The 16,917-nt window shown below is 68.4% G+C and carries 19 protein-coding genes; all 19 read left to right on the top strand.

Going from position 1 to position 16,917, the window contains the following annotated elements; genetic code table 11:
• Positions 1-3 precede the first annotated feature (3 nt).
• The 19 genes from FFT10_RS02895 (at position 4) to FFT10_RS02805 (ending at position 16,903) form a co-directional block, all read left to right on the top strand.
• Entirely contained in the window at positions 4-1,725 is a 1,722-nt protein-coding gene (locus tag FFT10_RS02895; protein ID WP_137731249.1) for a terminase large subunit, read from the top strand.
• Positions 1,722-3,017, top strand: coding sequence for a phage portal protein (locus tag FFT10_RS02890; protein WP_228026919.1), 1,296 nt, complete (start codon positions 1,722-1,724; stop codon positions 3,015-3,017). Before FFT10_RS02895 ends, FFT10_RS02890 begins: the two co-directional genes overlap by 4 nt.
• Positions 2,998-3,825 carry a head maturation protease, ClpP-related gene (locus FFT10_RS02885; protein ID WP_137731248.1) on the top strand — a complete coding sequence of 276 codons (828 nt, stop codon included), beginning with the start codon at positions 2,998-3,000 and terminating at the stop codon, positions 3,823-3,825. Before FFT10_RS02890 ends, FFT10_RS02885 begins: the two co-directional genes overlap by 20 nt.
• Positions 3,826-3,859: 34 nt before the next feature.
• Positions 3,860-5,116 (top strand): phage major capsid protein, encoded by a 1,257-nt coding sequence (locus FFT10_RS02880; protein WP_137731247.1) that lies wholly within the window; start codon positions 3,860-3,862, stop codon positions 5,114-5,116.
• Between the two features lie 91 nt (positions 5,117-5,207).
• Positions 5,208-5,492: a hypothetical protein gene (locus FFT10_RS02875; protein WP_137731246.1), complete on the top strand. Its 285-nt coding sequence runs from the start codon at positions 5,208-5,210 to the stop codon at positions 5,490-5,492.
• 67 nt (positions 5,493-5,559) lie between these two features.
• Positions 5,560-6,927: an SGNH/GDSL hydrolase family protein gene (locus tag FFT10_RS02870; RefSeq protein WP_137731245.1), complete on the top strand. Its 1,368-nt coding sequence runs from the start codon at positions 5,560-5,562 to the stop codon at positions 6,925-6,927.
• A gap of 40 nt (positions 6,928-6,967) precedes the next feature.
• The gene (locus tag FFT10_RS02865) at positions 6,968-7,435 is read left to right on the top strand and encodes a hypothetical protein (protein WP_137731244.1); all 468 of its coding nucleotides are present in this window, start codon (positions 6,968-6,970) and stop codon (positions 7,433-7,435) included.
• A 4-nt stretch (positions 7,436-7,439) separates the two neighbouring features.
• The gene (locus FFT10_RS02860) at positions 7,440-8,243 is read left to right on the top strand and encodes a hypothetical protein (protein ID WP_137731243.1); all 804 of its coding nucleotides are present in this window, start codon (positions 7,440-7,442) and stop codon (positions 8,241-8,243) included.
• Positions 8,244-8,245: 2 nt separating this feature from the next.
• Positions 8,246-8,977, top strand: coding sequence for a hypothetical protein (locus FFT10_RS02855; protein ID WP_137731242.1), 732 nt, complete (start codon positions 8,246-8,248; stop codon positions 8,975-8,977).
• A 10-nt stretch (positions 8,978-8,987) separates the two neighbouring features.
• Entirely contained in the window at positions 8,988-9,569 is a 582-nt protein-coding gene (locus FFT10_RS02850; RefSeq protein ID WP_137731241.1) for a head-tail connector protein, read from the top strand.
• A gap of 3 nt (positions 9,570-9,572) precedes the next feature.
• Positions 9,573-9,923, top strand: coding sequence for a head-tail adaptor protein (locus FFT10_RS02845; protein ID WP_137731240.1), 351 nt, complete (start codon positions 9,573-9,575; stop codon positions 9,921-9,923).
• Entirely contained in the window at positions 9,913-10,422 is a 510-nt protein-coding gene (locus tag FFT10_RS02840; RefSeq protein WP_162520680.1) for an HK97-gp10 family putative phage morphogenesis protein, read from the top strand. The genes FFT10_RS02845 and FFT10_RS02840 overlap by 11 nt, the downstream gene beginning before the upstream one ends.
• Positions 10,419-10,817 (top strand): DUF3168 domain-containing protein, encoded by a 399-nt coding sequence (locus tag FFT10_RS02835; protein ID WP_137731238.1) that lies wholly within the window; start codon positions 10,419-10,421, stop codon positions 10,815-10,817. Before FFT10_RS02840 ends, FFT10_RS02835 begins: the two co-directional genes overlap by 4 nt.
• A gap of 42 nt (positions 10,818-10,859) precedes the next feature.
• Positions 10,860-12,074: a phage tail tube protein gene (locus tag FFT10_RS02830; protein ID WP_137731237.1), complete on the top strand. Its 1,215-nt coding sequence runs from the start codon at positions 10,860-10,862 to the stop codon at positions 12,072-12,074.
• Between the two features lie 54 nt (positions 12,075-12,128).
• Positions 12,129-12,566 carry a hypothetical protein gene (locus tag FFT10_RS02825; RefSeq protein ID WP_137731236.1) on the top strand — a complete coding sequence of 146 codons (438 nt, stop codon included), beginning with the start codon at positions 12,129-12,131 and terminating at the stop codon, positions 12,564-12,566.
• A gap of 20 nt (positions 12,567-12,586) precedes the next feature.
• A complete protein-coding gene (locus FFT10_RS02820) occupies positions 12,587-12,901 on the top strand; it encodes a phage tail assembly chaperone (protein ID WP_137731235.1) in 315 nt (104 codons plus the stop codon).
• Complete coding sequence (locus tag FFT10_RS02815; RefSeq protein WP_137731234.1) at positions 12,898-15,180, top strand: coiled-coil domain-containing protein; 2,283 nt, start codon at positions 12,898-12,900, stop codon at positions 15,178-15,180. Before FFT10_RS02820 ends, FFT10_RS02815 begins: the two co-directional genes overlap by 4 nt.
• The gene (locus tag FFT10_RS02810; RefSeq protein WP_137731233.1) at positions 15,177-16,307 is read left to right on the top strand and encodes a hypothetical protein; all 1,131 of its coding nucleotides are present in this window, start codon (positions 15,177-15,179) and stop codon (positions 16,305-16,307) included. Before FFT10_RS02815 ends, FFT10_RS02810 begins: the two co-directional genes overlap by 4 nt.
• Positions 16,307-16,903: a hypothetical protein gene (locus tag FFT10_RS02805; RefSeq protein WP_137731232.1), complete on the top strand. Its 597-nt coding sequence runs from the start codon at positions 16,307-16,309 to the stop codon at positions 16,901-16,903. Before FFT10_RS02810 ends, FFT10_RS02805 begins: the two co-directional genes overlap by 1 nt.
• The last annotated feature ends 14 nt before the right edge of the window (positions 16,904-16,917 follow it).

Below are 16,917 nucleotides of genomic sequence, written 5' to 3'. Positions count from 1 at the left end.
GCCATGAAGGACTACGCCGCCATCGCCACCCGGTACGCGCAGGACGTGCTGGATGGCCGCATCCCTGCGTGCAAGTGGGTGCAGCTGGCTGCCCAGCGCCACATGCGCGACCTGGCGCGCGCTGGCACGCCTGACTTCCCGTACCTGTGGAACCCCGAGCTGAAGGACACGAAGGGCAAGACCTACCGTCCCGCCGACCGCGCCTGCGGGTTCATTGAGCTGATGCCGCACATCAAGGGCGACTGGGCGGCGCGCAAAGAGCTGGTGAGGCTGGAGCCGTGGCAGGTCTTTGTGGTGGGCAGCATCTTCGGCTGGATCAAGCAAGGCACGCTGAAGCGCCGGTTCTTGAAGGCCGACCTGTACGTGCCGCGCAAGAACGCCAAGTCGACCAAGGCCGCTGGCATCGGCAACTTCATGCTTGCCGCCGACGGGGAACACGGCGCTGAGGTCTACAGCGGTGCGACCAGCCGCGACCAGGCGCACGAGGTGTTCCGCCCGGCGCAGCTGATGGCAAAGATGAACGCAGCTTTCCGCAGCCACTACGGCGTGCTGGCCAACGCCAGCAACCTGGCGGTCATCGAGACCAACAGCCGCTTCGAGCCGCTGATCGGCAAGCCTGGCGATGGTGCGTCGCCCAGCTGCGCGATCGTCGACGAGTACCACGAGCACGCCACCAGCGAGCTGTACGACACCATGTGGACCGGCATGGGCGCGCGCAGCCAGCCGCTGCTGCTGGTGATCACGACCGCCGGCAACAACATTGGCGGGCCGGCGTACACGCACCAGGTGGAGCTGCAGAAGATCTTGCAGGGCGTGACCGTCGACGAGACCCGCTGGGGGATCATCTTCGGCATCGACGCCGAGGACGACTGGACCGACCCAGCGGTGCTGCGCAAGGCCAACCCCAACTTCGGCGTCAGCGTCAGCGGCGAGTTCCTGGAGGCAGCCCAGCGCGAGGCGATCAACGACCCGCGCAAGCAGGCCATCTTCAAAACCAAGCACCTGAACGTGTGGGTCAACAGCGGCAACCCGTGGGTGGACATCGCCAAGCTGCAGGCCTGCGGCGACACCACGCTGCGTGAGGAAGACTTCCGCGGCGAGACCTGCTGGATCGGCACCGACCTGGCCAGCAAGACCGACATTGCCACCAAGGCCAAGATCTTTCGCCGCCGCCTGGACGACGGACGCGTTCACACCTACCTGTTCACGCGCAACTACCTGCCGCAGGCCTGTGTGCAAAGGCCTGAGAACGGCCACTACAAGGGCTGGGTGGTGCAGGGCATGTTGACCGAGACCAGCGGCAACATGATCGACCTTGGCCACATCAGCGACAGCATCTTGGCTGACGCCGAGCTGCATGTGGTGGCTGAGATCGGCATGGACGCCTGGGGCTCCCGCGAGATCGCGCCGCAGCTGCAGGCCGAAGGCTTCACCGTGGTGGATGTGCCCATGACAGTGCGCCACCTGTCCGAGCCGATGAAGGAGATCAACGCCCTGATCGAGGACGGTCGTTTCCACCACGACGGCAACCTGGCCACGGTGTGGATGTTCAGCAACGTGGAAGTGCAGCCCGACCGCAACGACAACATCTTCCCGCGCAAGGCCAGCGCCGAAAAGAAGATCGACGCCGCGGTGGCAACCATCCTGGCCGTAGGCCGAGCCATGGCCAGCGCTGGGGCTGACGAGGACGTTGTGCCTCAGATCATCACACTGGACCTGGCATGAGCGCACAGCTTCTTGACCTGAACGCGCGGCGGCACGAAGCCGGCACCCTGATGAGCTGGCTGGCGTCGCGTGACGGCGCCGCCCAGCGAGCCGGCTTGATTTCGGCCCCGCGGGCTGAGAACGCCACCACCACCAACCTGACGGCAAACGAGCTGTCGTCGGTGCTGGGCCTGGTGAACCTGACTGCATCGGGCGTGGCGGTGACCCCCGACACCGCTATGCGCGTGGCCACGGTGTACGCCTGCGTCAGCCTGCTGGCGGGCACCATCAGCACGCTGCCGTTTGCGGTGTTTGAACGCGACGGCGACACCCGCAAGCGCGCGCAGCACGACTACTGGTGGATGCTGAATGAGCAGGCCCACGACAAGGCCACCAGCGCCAGTGCGTGGGAAGCGCTGATCAGTGGCAAGCTGTTCTATGGCGACGGCTTCGCCCGCCTGCTGCGGCCGGGCTTTGCCAGCAGCCGCGTCATCGGCTGGGAGCCGCTGCACCCGATGCGCGTGCAACCGTTTGAAGACACCGAAGGTACGGTGTACTACCGGTACCAGCCCAGCAAGGGCCCGCAGCTGGTGCTGGACGCCGCCGATGTGGTGCACCTGCCCAGTCTGGGCTTCGACGGGCTGAACAGCCCCAGCCCGATCACCTACGCCGCCCGCGAGGCCATCGGCACCAGCATTGCTGCCGAGCAGTACAGCGCCCGGTTCTTCAGCCAGGGCGCCACGTTCGACTACGCGCTGAAGACCGAAGGCAAGCTGAACAAGGATCAGCTGGACGATCTGAAGGACAGTCTGCGCGCGCGGCTGCAAGGTAACGCCCGTGGGCCGCTGATCCTGACTGGCGGCTTACAGCCTGCGCAGCTCAGCGTCAACTCGAAAGACGCCGAGATCCTGGCCACGCGGCTGTTCAGCGTGGAAGAGATCTGCCGCATCTTTGGCGTGCCGCCGCACATGGTGGGCCACACCGACAAGAGCACCAGCTGGGGCACCGGCATCGAGCAGCAGGGCATCGGGTTCGTGCGGTACACGCTGCAGCGGCACCTGACGCCGCTGGCGCAAGAGTTCAACCGCAAGTTGTGGCCGGTTCGCCAGCGCTACTTTGTCGAGCACATCACCGACGCGCTGGTGCGCGGCGACCTGAAGAGCCGGTACGAGTCGTTCCGCATCGCCCTGGGCCGCGCTGGTGAGCCCGGCTGGATGACGCCCAACGAGGTGCGCCGCATCGACAACCAACCGCCGATCGACGGCGGCGACACCATCAACCTGGGAGGCAGCGATGCCACACCGACTGCTTAAGCTGCTGGCCGACAACCGGCAAGCCCCGTTGCGCCAGTTCGCCGTGCGTGCGCTGGCCGATGACGAGGCCGAGATCCTGCTGTATGACGCCATCGTCGACGACCAGCTGGAGGCTGAGTACTGGGGGGGCGTGGCACCGCTGGGGTTCATCCAGGAGCTGCGCGGCATCACTGCCAGCACCATCCACCTGCGCATCAACAGCCCCGGCGGCAGCGTGTTTGCGGCCCGTGCCATTGAGCAGGCGCTGCGTGAGCACAGCGCCCGAATCGTGGTGCACATCGACGGCCTGGCGGCCAGCGCAGCCACGTTCATTTCCATGGCCGGCGATGAGATCGTGATGGCCAAGGGCGCGCTGTTCATGATCCACAACGCCTGGACGTTTGCCTACGGCAACGCAGCCGATCTGAAGGCCACGGCCGACCTGCTGGACAAGATCGACGGCACGCTGGTGCAGACCTATGCCGACCGCACCAAGCAGAAGCCTGAGCAGGTAGCGAGCTGGATGGCGGCTGAAACCTGGTTCACCGCTGACGAGGCGGTGGCCGCAGGCTTTGCCGACCGCCTGGCGGAAGCTGACAAGGCCGACCAGTCAGCCAAGGCCGCCTGGAACCTAAGCGCCTACGCCCATGCGCCCGGCAAAGGCTCTGCCCCGGCGCCGGCGGCAGAGCAGACGCCGCCCGCTGCTGCACCGGCACCGCAGCCCACGGCCACCACCGACCACCGCGCCCGCCAGCAGCAGCGTCTGCAGGTGCTGGCGCTCACCGAATCGCGTAGCGCCCTCGCGCAACCGAGCCCGGCCGCCGCCTGAGCGGCCAACCACCACCACCTGAAAAGGAAACACCATGAGCAAACTCGCTCAACTGCGCGAGCGTCGCACCGCCAAGGCCCAAGAAGCCAACGCCCTGAACGCCCGCTTCCCGGCTGACCAGCGCATGCCCGCTGCTGAAGCATCAGCGCTCGACGCGCTGCTGGCTGAGATCGAGGCCATCGACAACGACATTGCCCGCGAGGCGCGCATGGCCAAGCTCGCCGCCGAGCAGACCGACAACCTGCTGGACCGTGTGCGTGAAGGCGCCACCCGCGACCCCGCCAAGCACAGCGAGCACGCGCATGCCCTGAAGGCCTACTTCCGCGGCGGCCTGCAGGGCCTGAGCCCGGAGCAGCTGGCGGAACACAACGCCCGCGTCACGCCCGACATCCGCGCCGCGATGAGCACCACCACCACCACGGAAGGCGGCTTCACCGTTGCCACCGAGTACAACCGTGCGCTGGAGCAGGCCATGAAGGCCTACGGCGGCATGCTGCAGGCGGCCGACATCATCAACACCGCCAGCGGTGCGACGATGAACTTTCCCACCAGCGATGCCACCAGCGAAGTGGGCGCCATCGTCGGCCAGAACACCACGGTCAGCCGTGTCGACACCGTGTTTGGCAACGTGGCGGTCGATGCCTACAAGTACACCAGCAACGACATCGCCATCCCGTGGGAGCTGATCCAGGACTCGTTTCTGGACATCGAAGCGTTCATCCAGGAGCTGCTGGCCACGCGTCTGGGTCGCATCCTGAACACGCACGCCACCGTGGGCACTGGAACGGGCCAGCCGCGCGGCGTCATTCCTGCGGCGGCGCTGGGCAAGACCGGTACCACCGGCCAGACGCTGACGGTCACCTACGACGACCTGATCGATCTGGAGCACTCTGTCGACCCGGCCTACCGCGCGCTGCCTGGCGTCGGTTTCATGATGAACGACAGCAGCCTGAAGGTGGTGCGCAAGATCAAGGACAGCAATGGCCGGCCGATCTTCGTGCCCGGCTACGAGCAGGGCAACCCTGGCGGCGCGCCTGACCGGTTGCTGAACCGGGCCATCTTCATCAACCAGGACATGGCCAGCATGGCGGCCAACGCCAAGAGCATCGCATTCGGCGCCTTCAAGAAGTACAAGATCCGCCGCGTGATGGACCTGACCATCTTCCGCATGACCGACAGCGCGTTCACCCGCGCCGGCCAGGTGGGCTTCGTGGCCTTCCAGCGCATGGGCGGCAATCTGGTCGACGTGAGCGGCGCCACCGTCAAGTACTACGCCAACTCGGCGACCTGACGCGAACTGCTGTTGAGATAGGCGCCTGGCCTGGTGCCGGCGCCTGTCAATGCAGCAGCGGCCCCTTCACAGACCACTGGAGAAGCAACCCATGAGCAAGAAGAACGCGGCGCAGCTGCAGATGGCGGGCCTGGCCATGGCCCTGGTGCTGTGCGACATGCCAGGCGAAGACCTGCTGGCCGGTCACCTGGTGCAGGCGGCGCCTGATCTGATCGGCACGCTGAAGGGCCAGGGCATCGTGGACGACCACGAGGCGGCCGTGACCTATGCGCTGAGTCAGCAAGCCAAGGTGCAGCGGCCTGCCAGCGAGCTGCGCGCCGAAGCTGAAGCAGCCGCTGCACAGGCCGCTGAGGACGCGGCGCCGCCCAGCGCCTGACCAGCGCACCAGCCCCACCGACATCAACGGCGCCACAGCGCGCTGACAGCCTGACGAAAGCCCCGCCATGACCATCCAGATGCTGACCCCGTACTCGCTGGGCCGATACACCATCCCTGCCGGGGTGGTTGTCGGGCTGTTTGACGCGGCAACCGAGGCGGGGCTGATCGCTGCAAAGCAGGCCATTGCGACAGCGGCTGCGGCCAACTGGATTGTGCCGGTCGACAACCCGCAGCCGGCGACGCTGACTGAGGCGCAGGTGGAGCAAACCCAAGCCCTGGTGTCAGGGGCTCGGAATCAATCACTGGCAACGGCTGCGGGCGCGTTTGGGCTGGGCGCATCGGCAAACGGCAGCACAAGCAACCAGACCCTGATCCGGCAGCATCAGGCGCTCGGCCCGTACTACGGGTACAGGCTGGTGTACGCCAACAAGGGTATCGCCCAAACGATCACGCTGGCAAAGGCTGGCGGCGCGGCGACCGACCAGCAGGTTTCAAACACCCTGGGCAGCGTTGCCAGCGTGACCTTCGGCGGCGCAACAACGGTTGTTGAAGCGGCCGGCAGCGGGGCAGCGGCCGATGGTGTGCCGGCTTTCACGCTGTCGGACTGGATCATGCAGCCTTCCGTGGCGCGCACCGATTTCCCGACTGAGCAGCCACTTTTGCAGACGCTGACCCATTACGCGGGCACCTACACGCAGATGCTGACCAGCGCCACGATGGCGACGGAACTGCTGGCGGCGCCGGGCTATCGGGTGGGCGGGCGGCAGCGGCCGGGCGATGAAGTCACAACGGTGAGCGCATCGCAGCCCTTGCCTGCTGGCACTTCGTTGATCCCCTACGGAGTGCAGTTTCTGTATGAACAAACGTGGACGGTGGTTGCGGACATCGGCGATTCCCGCATCCGTGGCCAGATCAGCAGCACCACGACCACTGGTTATCGGTCGCAAGCCGAGCGTGTGTCTGCACTGGCCCGCGCTGCCGGCCTGCGCTGGACGCCAATTTCCACCGCAGTGACCGGCCAAGGCCACGATGCCAGTTATCAAACTGGCCTCGCGCTGGTGACGGCATTGCAACCCACTTACCTGCTGATCCCAGCTCTATCGGTCAATGACTCGATGACGGCGGCAAACATGCAGGCGAGCTTCGCCCGCTGTATGGCGCTGGTGGAGCATTGCCGGCGCAACAACGTCACCCCCGTGCTGCTGACGGTGCCGCCGCGTGACTCCTACAGTGGCGCAGAACTGGCAATCCTCCAGGCGCAGAACAACCGCATCCTTGCTTTGCGCGGGCAACTGCTGGTGGCCGACTTTGCTGGCATTGTGTGTGACACAACCGGCTACATCGCGGCGGCCTATGACAGCGGCGACGGTGTGCATATCAACGAGGCTGGCACGGCAGCGGGCGCGGCTGCTGTGTACGCTGCGATGGCCTGATCCCATCCCCTGCCGGTACACCCAAGAAAGCCCCTCCTAAATGGCCGTCACCACCGCAATGTGCGCCAGCTTCCGCCAGGAGCTGCTGGCGATGTCTCCGCACACCGCTGCCGATGCCTACCGGCTGGTGCTGATCAAGGCAGGGCACGCCGGCAACTACGGGGCAAGCACCACCAACGTGGGCACGCCAGGCACCGGCACGCCCAGCACCAGCAACTTGGGCACCGATGCGGTGGCGGTGAGTGGCGACTACAACTCGGTCAACGGCATCACGCTGGCGGGCTTCACGGTCACCCTGGACAGCGGCACCGCGGTGCTGACCTTCACCGAACCCGCCGCGCTGACCGGCACCACGATCAGCGCCGACGGCGCGATCCTCTACAACAGCAGCCGCAGCAATCGCGCGGTGGCGGTGTTCAGCTTCGGCGGCACCATCACCAGCACTGCAGGCCCGTTCGACATCAACCTGCCGGCAGCCACGGCTGCAGCTGGCCTGATCAGGGTCTGACGTCGTGGCGATCACCACACTGGACGGCGCTCTGGCTGGCATGCGGCCGCCCGAATTCTTTGCCAAGGGCACCAGCCCGACGCTGGCGGCTGGGCGCCCCTTCAGCCCGTTCTACCTGGGCGGCTATCCCGGCGCGGCCGTTGCGCCTGCGCCAGGCATTGCCGGCGCCGCGCTGACCAGCTACGCCGGCCAGATCCCGTTTCCTGCAGCCAGCGGCAACACGCACCTGGCGCGCTTCAGCGGCGCCTGCTCGTCGCAGTCCGGCATGCTGCTGCTGTGCGACCGGCTGTGGCACAACAGCGGCATCAGCGTCACGACGACAACGGCGCAGACCGTCAACAGCGTGGCCTGGCCGGCTCGGGACAAGAACGGCGCCATCGATGGCGACGGCGTGCTCATCGGCCTGGAGATCTCAGCCGCCACGGGTGTGGGCGCTGCAACACCCAGCATTTCTTACACGAACAGCGCAGGCGTGTCTGGCAAGACAAGCACCACCGTTGACGCCTACGCGGCCAGCTCGGCGCTGGGCATGTTCTACCGCCTCGGCCTTCAGGCTGGTGATGTCGGCGTGCAAAGCATCCAGTCCGTGACGCTCGGCGTTTCGATGACCAGCGGCAGCGTCTCCCTGGTCGCGTACCGGGTGCTGGCTGCGCTTGAGCTGTCCGCATCCGGCGTGCCAAACGCGGTCGATGCGCTGACTGCGGGGCTGCCCAGGCTGTACGACAACACCGTGCCGTTCCTGCTGTTCATCCCGCAGACGACGGCTGCGGGCCAGATCACCGGCAGTCTGGTCTACACGCAAGGCTGAGCATGCCCATCAACGGCCAGGTCAACGCCATCACCAGCCTGCTTCGCCGGCCCCGCTACCGTGGGCAGGTGCCGCTGGTGCCGGCTGGCCCAGCTAGCGCCGGGCCGGCTGTGGCCGGCGATCTGCTGTTCGCCCCGGCAGACGCGTCAGCTGTCGCCAGCCTGGTCGGCGCTGCGGCTGCGCCTGCAGTCGGCGCGCTGGCTGCCGAGGGTGGCGGCATGGCGGTGGCGACCCTGGCCGGCGTCCCGGCCTCTCCAGCCGCTGGTGCTTTGCAAGCCACAGGCGCAGCGCAGATCCTCGTGCCCGGCCTGCTGGCCACCGCCGCCGTTGGGGTGGTGGCAGGCGGTGCCGGTGCAGCGCGGCTGCTGGTCGGTGCTGCAGCAGAGCCTGCCGTGGGCGTGCTGCAGGCGCTGACTGGATCGGCCGCAGTGATCGCCCTGCCAGGCTGCGCAGCATCGCCCACGGTCGGCTTGCTGGCAGCGGCCGGTGGCGCGCAGATCCTGGTGCCGGCCGTGCAGGCCGCCCCTGGTTTGGGCGCCCTGCAGATCCAAACCGGTGCCGCGGTGGTGTTCGGCAGTCTGTCGGCGCGCAGCAAGCCCGCGCGGCAGGCTGACATCCGCCCAGCTCAGCAGGCGCAGCACACACGACCGTTGGCCCACCTGGCTGATCGACCGGCGGCACTCGCTGCCGGTGCGCGTCCCACCACCGCGACCGGCCGCCGCCCGGCGCAATGACGGTACGACCATGACACTCACACTGATCACACCGCCCACCACCGAGCCCATCAGCCTGGAAGAGGCGCGGCTGCAGTGCCGCATCACCGCCGGCGACACGACCGAAGATGCGCTGCTGAACCTGTACATCCAAGCCGCGCGCGAAGCGGCTGAACACGAGCTGGGCCGCGCCCTGCTGGAGCAGGCCTGGGAGCTGACGCTGGATGCCTTCCCGGCCGGCGAGATCAGCCTGGGCCGTGGCAAAGCGCTGGCCATTACCAGTGTCAAGTACCTGGACGTGGCCGGTGCGCTGCAGACCCTGGACCCCGGCGCCTACACGCTGGATGCTGCGACCTTGCCCGGCTGGCTGCTGCCGGCTGCCGACACCAGCTGGCCAGCCACCGCCAGCGTGGTGAATGCGGTGCGCATCCGCTTCACCGCAGGTTATGGCGCCACGGCAGCCAGCGTGCCTGCGGCGGTACGCCAGTGGCTGCTGGTGACGCTGGCCGCGCTGTACTCGCAGCGTGAGGCGCTGGACGCCAGCGGCCGGGTGGCCGTGCTGCCGGGCCGCTTTGTCGACCGCCTGCTGGATGCAGAGAAAGTGTGGGCCTGAGCCATGGCATTGCAGCTCAGCGCCGGCCAGCTTGACCGCCAGGTCGTGATTGAGGCCGCCACCGCCAGCAAGGACGGCACCTTCGGCGCCCAGGTGCTGACCTGGGCCACCCTGGCCACCGTGTGGGCCCAGGTGCTGGAAAGCAGCGCCGAGCCCGGCAGCAACCCCGGCCAGACCGCCGCGGTGGCCGCCTATGTGCGGCCCACCAAGGTGCGCATGCGCTGGCGCGGCGACGTGACCACCCGCCACCGCGTGCGCCATGGGGCCCGGCTGCTGCAGATCACCGGCGTGGCCGAGCTGGGCCGCAGGGAGTTCCTGGAACTGTCTTGCCAGGAGTGGGCCCATGAGCAGTGACACCACCAAGGTCAAGGGCCTGGCCGAGCTGCAGGCCGCGCTGGACCAGCTGCCCGCGCAAATCGAGCGCAACATCATGCGCGCTGCGCTGCGCAACGGCGCCAAGGTGCTGCTGGCCGAGGCGCAAGGCACGGCGGCCTTCGCCGACGCCACCGGCGCCCTGCGGGCCAGCATCCGCATCAGTACCAGCGTGAGGCGCGGCACGGTCACCGCAGCCGTGAAGGCCGGCCCCAGCAAGCGCGACAAGCGCCCGTGGTACGCCCGCCTGGTGGAGTACGGCACCAAGGCCCACATCATCCGCGCGCGCCAGGGCAAGCTGCTGGCCATCGGCGTGAGCAAGGTGCACCACCCGGGCGCCAAGGCGCGCCCCTTCATGCGACCGGCGCTGGACGCCAAGGCGCAGGAAGCTGTGCAAGCCACGGCCGAGTACATCCGGCAGCGCCTGGCCAGCCGCCACGGGCTCACCGTGCCCGCACCGCTGCAGGACGGTGACGAATGAGCGCCGAGGCCGCCGTGTACAGCCTGCTGGCCGCCGCGCCTGCCGTCACCGCGCTGGTGGGCACGCGCATCTTCCCAGGCCAGCTGCCAGAGGGGCAGCCGCTGCCGGCGCTGACCATCGAGCACATCAGCAGCGTGCGCCTGGGCCGGCTGGATGCGCAGGCCGCCACGCACCCCACGCAAAGCCGCATCCAGGTCAACGTGCAGGCCGCCACTTACCCGATGGTGAAGGCGCTGCGCGATGCAGTCACCGCGGCGCTGCAGTTCCAGCGCGGCGCCATCGGCGGCGGTGCCGTCATTGCCATCCTGCCCGATGTGGCAGGCCCCGACCTGGTGGACCCCGGCATGGGCCTGATTCACCAGCCGCTGGACTTTCTGGTGGTGCACGAGTCGTAGCCCCACCGCCCACCACCACCCCCATCCGATCAGGAGCCCACCATGCCCCAAGCATCCGGCGTCTTCAAGCAGCTGGCCCGCAAGCGCGAAACCACCTACGGCACGGCAGCCGGCGCCAGCGGCGCCAAGCTGCTGCGGCGCGTCACCTCCGATGTGTCGCTGACCAAGCAGACGTACCAGAGCAACGAGATCCGGCCTGACCAGCAGGTGGCCGACTTCCGCCACGGCGTGCGCAGCGTGGAAGGCACGCTCAGCGGCGAGCTGTCGCCCGGCACCTATGCCGATGAGATCTCGGCCGTGCTGCGTCGGGACTTCACTGCAGGCGCTACCGCCAGCAGCCTGAGCCTCACCATTGCCGGCAGCGGCCCCACCTACACCATCACCCGTGCGGCCGGCGACTGGCTGGCCGACGGCTTCAAGCGCGGCAAGGTGGTGCGCCTCTCGGGCGGCGGCTTGAACGTGGCCAACACGGCGAAGAACCTGCTGATCCAGTCGATGACCGCCACCGTGCTGACCGTGCGCGTGCTGAACGGCAGCGCCTTGGCGGCTGAAGGCCCCATCGCCAGCTCCACCTGCACCGTGGTAGGCAAAGACACGTTTGCGCCCACCACCGGCCACACCAACGTCAGCTACAGCCTGGAGCACTGGTTTGCCGACGTGACGCAGAACGAGCTGTTCACCGGCGTGCAGCCCACCAAGGTGGATATCGGCCTGCCGCCCACCGGCATGGCCACCATCAGCATCCCGGTGGTGGGGCAGAACGTCACCACCGCCACCAGCCGCTACTTCACGAGCCCCAGCGCGGCCAGCACCACCGGCATCTGCGCGGCCGTCAATGGCGTGGTGCTGCTGGGCGGCGTGGCGGTGGCCCTGCTGACCGGCCTGTCCATCAGCATCGACAGCCCGCGCAGCGGTGACCCGGTGGTGGGCAGCAACACCATTCCCACGCGCTTCCCGGGCCGCATCACCGCCAGCGGTCAGGCCACCGCCTACTTCGAAGACGCCACGCTGCGCGATGCCTTCATCAACGAGACCGAGGTGGAGCTGATCGTGGTGCTGACCTCGGACAACTCCGCGGCCAGCGACTTCGTGGGCATCACCCTGCCGCGGGTGAAGCTGGGCGGCGCCAGCAAGAGCGACGGGGAGCAGGGCATCGTGCAGACGCTGCCCTTCACCGCGCTGCTGCCGCTGACCGGCGGCTCGGGCGTGGCCAACGAGCTGAGCACCGTCGTCGTGCAGGACTCGGCCGCGCCCTGATCGCGCCCACCCAGCGGCCCACCAACGCAACCAACCCACCAACCGCACCCACCCATGGCCAGCAACCCCACAACCCAACCCAGTACCGACGCAGCGGCCGAGCCTTTCGACATCCTGGCGTTCGAGGATGCCGAGGCGGCTGATCTGCGCATCAAGCACCCCATCACCGGCGCGCCCACCACCATGGTGGTGCAGCTGGCCGGGCCTGAGCACCCGGTGCGCCGCCGCATCGTGCTGGCCCGCCAGCGCCGCATGCGGGCCCAGCTGGCGCAGACGGGCGAGCTGCAGGTGACCGACCCCGAGGAAGACGAGCTGGACGAGCTGGAGCTGCTGGTGGCCTGCACCCTGGGCTGGCGTGGCGCGGCGCAGCCCTACAGCCCCGCCGCGGCGCGTGATGCGTTCAACGACCCGCGCCGACGCTGGCTGCGCGACCAGGTGCAGCGGGGGCTGAAAGACCGCCAGTTTTTTACGCGCAGCTGCGTGCCGGGCTGATCGCACACGCGGAGCACCAGGTGCGCCTGTCTCACCCCCAGCCCGATGGCGCCACGCTGCGCGTGCACCTGCAGCGCGCGGCCAAGTCTGCCGGCCGGGCCGACCCACTGCTGCTGCGCCGGGCCCCTGCGGCCGGCCGGCAGGTGTGGGCCACGTTCTGTGAGCTGAGCGCCCTGCGCCCCCCAGGCGGCCCCATCCCGCTGGGTGAGGTGGAAGCATGGCAACGCCTGCACGGCGTGCGCCTCACGGGGTGGGAGGTGGAGTGCATCACCGCCATGGATGCCGCGGCCCGCGCGGTGGCTGAAGAACTGCAACGCAAGGCCCGACCGCAATGACCATCGCAGGCGCCATCGAGATCCAGATGCTGGCCGATCTGGCCAGGCTGAAGAAGGACATGGACCAGGCCAAGGGCATGGTGGGCAGCGCCACGGCCGAGATGCAGCGCTATGCCGACATCACCAAGACCGCGCTGGGCGCCATTGGCGTGGGCCTCTCGCTGGGGGCGCTGAAGCAGATGGTGCAGGACAGCATCGACGCGGCTGAGGCGCTGAACGACATGGCCATCGTCACTGGCGTGTCGGTGGAGAACCTGAGCGCGCTGACCGAGGTGGGCCGCACCACCGGCACCACGCTGGACACCATCGGCAGCGCGGTGGGCCGCCTGGCCAAGAACATGGCCGGCAGCACCGAGGAGAGCCGCGGCGCCGCCCAGGCCGTGAAGGCGCTGGGCATCAACTTCGACGAGTTCAAGCGCATGCAGGGCGACCAGCAGCTGCTCACGCTGGCCCAGGCCATGGACCGGTTTGCCGACGGCAGCGGCAAGAGCGCTGCTGCCCAGGCCCTGCTGGGCAAGGAAGGTGCCAAGCTGCTGCCCTTCATGAAAGACTTGGCAAGCAGCGGCGAGCTGGTGGCCACCGTCACCGCCGAGCAGGCCGCCATGGCCGACCGGTACAACGACAGCGTGGAAGCCACCCGCATGCGGGTGGATGCGCTCAAGCGCGATCTGGCCATGGGCTTGCTACCCACGATGGTGGACCTGCACGACCTGACCATCGGCCTGGGCAAGGCCCTGGGCGAGTACCTGACCGGCGATGCCAAGGCGGCCAGCGGCCAGGCCGATGTGCTGGCCCTGGCCCTGGGCGGGGTGGGCACTGTGCTGGAGACCATGCTGGTGCTGGGCGCCAACGTGGGCTTCGTCTTCAAGCAGATGGGCCGCGACATCGGCGCCAGCGCGGCAGCCTTCGTCGAGATGCAGAAGTGGAACTTCGCCGGGGCGCGGCAGATCCTGGCCGCCGCCACCGACGACGGCCAAGCCAACCGCGCCGCGCTGGATGCGTTCGAGAAGAAGGTGTTGGGCGCCACCGACCGCGCCCTACAGGCCCGCTCCGCGCTGCGCAACGGCGGCACCAGCCGGGCAGACGACGCGCGCGAGCTGGCCCGCATGGACGAGGCTACCGGCCGTGCCGCCAAGGGCCAGCTGCAGTACGCCGCTGCGGCCGAGAAGACCAAGAAGGCCGTGCAGGAGCAGCGCGCCGAGCTGGACAAGCTGTTCGAGCGCCTGGGCGTGCGCGGCGCTGAGCAGGCGGCCGAGCTGCAGGGCGGCCAGCAGCTCACCCAGTCGCAGAAGGAAGCGCTGGACATCATGGTCAAGCTGCGTGATGGCACGCTGAAGCTGACCGAGGCCCAGCAGCTGCGCCTGGCCAGCCAGATCGAGCTGATCGACCAGCAAGAGCGCCACATCGCCATCCAGAAAGCCGAGGCCCAGCTGCAGGCCGACATGCTGACCGACCGCCAGCAGATCGAGGCCGACCTGGCCGCCGAGACCGCCCGCCTGGCTGAGGCCGTGAGCACTCAGCGCGAGCAGAACCTGGCGCTGGCCCTGGGCGCCGATGCCTACGCTCAGCTGCAGCAGGCCCGCTTGCGCGCCCGCGCTGATGAGCTGGAATCCATTGCCACCACCAGCACCAACAGCGACGAGCTGCGCAAGCAAGCCGCCCTGGTGCGCGAGCAGGCCGGCCTGCTGAACGAGCGGCGCGGCCTGGAGGGCGCCGCCAAGCCGCTGGGCAATGAGACCTACACCGAGGTGCGCGATGCGCTGGCCGCAGCTTTCCGCGACACCAAGAACCCCGTCAAGGCATTCGCCGAGGGCCTGGGCAACGCCATCTTCAGCCGCGTCACCAGCCGGCTGGCCGATGCGATGGCCATCCAGCTGGTGGGCAGCAGTGGCGCCGGCGGCCTGTTTGGCAGCGTGCTCAGCGGCCTGGGCAGCTTGCTGGGTGGTGGCGTGCCGTTCGGCGATGGCACCGGCGCCACCGGTGACTTCGCCCGGTTTGACCGCATGGCCACCCCGCTGGCCACCGGCACCAACTACGTGCCGCGCGACAACTTCCCCGCGCTGCTGCATGAAGGGGAGGCCGTGGTGCCCAAGGCATTCAACCCAGCGGCCGGCGGCGGCAGTGCGGGGCGCCAGGCGCTGAACTATGCGCCTGTCTACAACATCAACGTCGACAGCCGGGCCGACCGCGCCGCGGTGCAGCAGGATGTGGCGCAGATCGTGGCCGACGGCAGCCGCCGGCAGATGGCCGAGCTGCAGCGCCTGGGAGTGCTGGCATGACAGTGCTGACCTTCCCCGATGCCTGTGCCCTGCAGCTCGCGGCCTACTCGCTGGGCCAGCAGCGGTTTGACTACACCGAGCAGAGCGATGGCAACGGCCACACTGCCACCCGGGTAGGCGCGCCGCCGCGCTGGCGCGTCAGCTTGCGCAGCGTGCCCGCGCTGCTGCAAGCTGATGCCGCCCGCTGGAAGGCGCTGCAGCTGGGCCTGCGCGGCCGGATCAACCACCTGGCGCTGTGGGATGTGACCAACCCGCAGCCCCGCGGCACCGCGCGGGGCGCCATCACCACCGGCTCGGCGTTGTCCGCCGGGGCGATCAGCGCCGCGCTGGAAGGCGCCCGCGGCGTCAACCTCACGCTGTTCGGTGGCATGGACATCGACAGCAACGCCGACGGCATCAGCAACGGCTGGATCAGCTACACCGCCGGCACGACTTCGGGCGTGGCATTCAGCCGGCCAGGCGGCCCTGATGGTTTCGCTCAGCGCGTGGCCGCCACCAGCATCGGTGGCACGTCTTCGTCGGCAGCGGGCATTGCGCTGGCTGCCCGCCAGGCCATCACGGCCGGGCAGGTCTACACCATCTCGGCTGACATCCTGGGGTTCAACTCCACCCAGCGCATCGAGTGCGCTTTCTACAACTCCGGCGGCGGCCTGGTGGGCAGCGTGAGCTTTGCCGACTGGTTGGGCGCCGGTCTGGGCTACGACCGGCGCAGCATCACCGTCACCGCACCAGCTGGCGCGGTGGATGTGCAGCTGTGGATCTACATGCACAGCGGTACCGGCGCCTCGCCGGAGATCCGCATCGACCGGGTGCTGATCGCCGAGGGCACGACCACCACCTGGGTGCTGCCGACGTTACTGGCGGGCGATTGGTTGCAGATCGGGTCTGGCGTCGGCTCGCACTACTGCATGTTGACCGCCGATGCCACGGCCAACGGGGCAGGGCAGATCACCGTCAGTTTCGAGCCGCCGACCCGGGCCGCTATCGGTGGTGGCACAGCCGTCATCTGGGACAAGCCGGTCTGCCACTTCAAGCAGATGGCCGACGCCGTGGCCTGGGACGCCGTGCCGGGCGGCACGGATGTGGGCGGGTTTGCCATGGAGCTGATCGAGGACTGGAACGCCTGATGCTCACGCTTGACACCTCGGCGCAGACCCAGATCGACGCCAACGTCCGCGGCGTGCAGTGGCTCGTCGCGCTGGACTTCGCCAGCGGCATGGTGCGCTACACCACTCACGCTGTGGACATCATCTCTGGCGGCTACACCTGGCAAGGCTTTGGCCAGCTGGTGACGGTGAACGACCTGCGCGAATCTGAAGACGGTTCACCGGGCGATGTGACGCTGGGCCTGTCGGTTGTCAGCACGGCCATGCTGGCCGCCGCCATCGGCAGCGTGGAGAACTACCGCAACCGTTCGGCGCGGCTGTCGCTGCAGCTGATCGGGCCCAACTTCCAGCCGGTGGGCGCGCCGGTGGCGCGCTGGTCCGGCTATATGAACAAGGTGCGAATCAAGCGCAGCAGCAGCAAAGCCGGCAGCAGCTCGGGCAGCATCGAGATGGTCTGCAGCCGTGCTGGGGCCAACAGGTCGCGCGCTGCCACCGGCCTGCGGCACACGCACGCGCAGCACATCCAGCGCTTCCCGGGCGACAACGGGTTTGAGTACCTGCAGACGTTGATCGACAAGCCTGCGCTCTGGGTGAGCAAGGCCTTCCTGCAACGCTGAGCACCAACTGCCCA

It is taken from the genome of Pseudaquabacterium pictum (genome assembly GCF_005403045.1).
Taxonomy (GTDB): Bacteria; Pseudomonadota; Gammaproteobacteria; order Burkholderiales; family Burkholderiaceae_C; genus Pseudaquabacterium; species Pseudaquabacterium pictum.
The sequence above is the reverse complement of the archived record's forward strand: the minus strand, read 5'-3'. Positions and strand labels throughout refer to the sequence as shown.

Excerpts from the sequence above, each read along its gene's own strand:
- FFT10_RS02895 (WP_137731249.1), top strand. The coding sequence starts at position 4 with ATGAAGGACTACGCCGCCATCGCCACCCGGTACGCGCAGGACGTGCTG.
- FFT10_RS02890 (WP_228026919.1), top strand. The coding sequence starts at position 1,722 with ATGAGCGCACAGCTTCTTGACCTGAACGCGCGGCGGCACGAAGCCGGC.
- FFT10_RS02885 (WP_137731248.1), top strand. The coding sequence starts at position 2,998 with ATGCCACACCGACTGCTTAAGCTGCTGGCCGACAACCGGCAAGCCCCG.
- FFT10_RS02880 (WP_137731247.1), top strand. The coding sequence starts at position 3,860 with ATGAGCAAACTCGCTCAACTGCGCGAGCGTCGCACCGCCAAGGCCCAA.
- FFT10_RS02875 (WP_137731246.1), top strand. The coding sequence starts at position 5,208 with ATGAGCAAGAAGAACGCGGCGCAGCTGCAGATGGCGGGCCTGGCCATG.
- FFT10_RS02870 (WP_137731245.1), top strand. The coding sequence starts at position 5,560 with ATGACCATCCAGATGCTGACCCCGTACTCGCTGGGCCGATACACCATC.
- FFT10_RS02865 (WP_137731244.1), top strand. The coding sequence starts at position 6,968 with ATGGCCGTCACCACCGCAATGTGCGCCAGCTTCCGCCAGGAGCTGCTG.
- FFT10_RS02855 (WP_137731242.1), top strand. The coding sequence starts at position 8,246 with ATGCCCATCAACGGCCAGGTCAACGCCATCACCAGCCTGCTTCGCCGG.
- FFT10_RS02850 (WP_137731241.1), top strand. The coding sequence starts at position 8,988 with ATGACACTCACACTGATCACACCGCCCACCACCGAGCCCATCAGCCTG.
- FFT10_RS02845 (WP_137731240.1), top strand. The coding sequence starts at position 9,573 with ATGGCATTGCAGCTCAGCGCCGGCCAGCTTGACCGCCAGGTCGTGATT.
- FFT10_RS02840 (WP_162520680.1), top strand. The coding sequence starts at position 9,913 with ATGAGCAGTGACACCACCAAGGTCAAGGGCCTGGCCGAGCTGCAGGCC.
- FFT10_RS02835 (WP_137731238.1), top strand. The coding sequence starts at position 10,419 with ATGAGCGCCGAGGCCGCCGTGTACAGCCTGCTGGCCGCCGCGCCTGCC.
- FFT10_RS02830 (WP_137731237.1), top strand. The coding sequence starts at position 10,860 with ATGCCCCAAGCATCCGGCGTCTTCAAGCAGCTGGCCCGCAAGCGCGAA.
- FFT10_RS02825 (WP_137731236.1), top strand. The coding sequence starts at position 12,129 with ATGGCCAGCAACCCCACAACCCAACCCAGTACCGACGCAGCGGCCGAG.
- FFT10_RS02815 (WP_137731234.1), top strand. The coding sequence starts at position 12,898 with ATGACCATCGCAGGCGCCATCGAGATCCAGATGCTGGCCGATCTGGCC.
- FFT10_RS02810 (WP_137731233.1), top strand. The coding sequence starts at position 15,177 with ATGACAGTGCTGACCTTCCCCGATGCCTGTGCCCTGCAGCTCGCGGCC.
- FFT10_RS02805 (WP_137731232.1), top strand. The coding sequence starts at position 16,307 with ATGCTCACGCTTGACACCTCGGCGCAGACCCAGATCGACGCCAACGTC.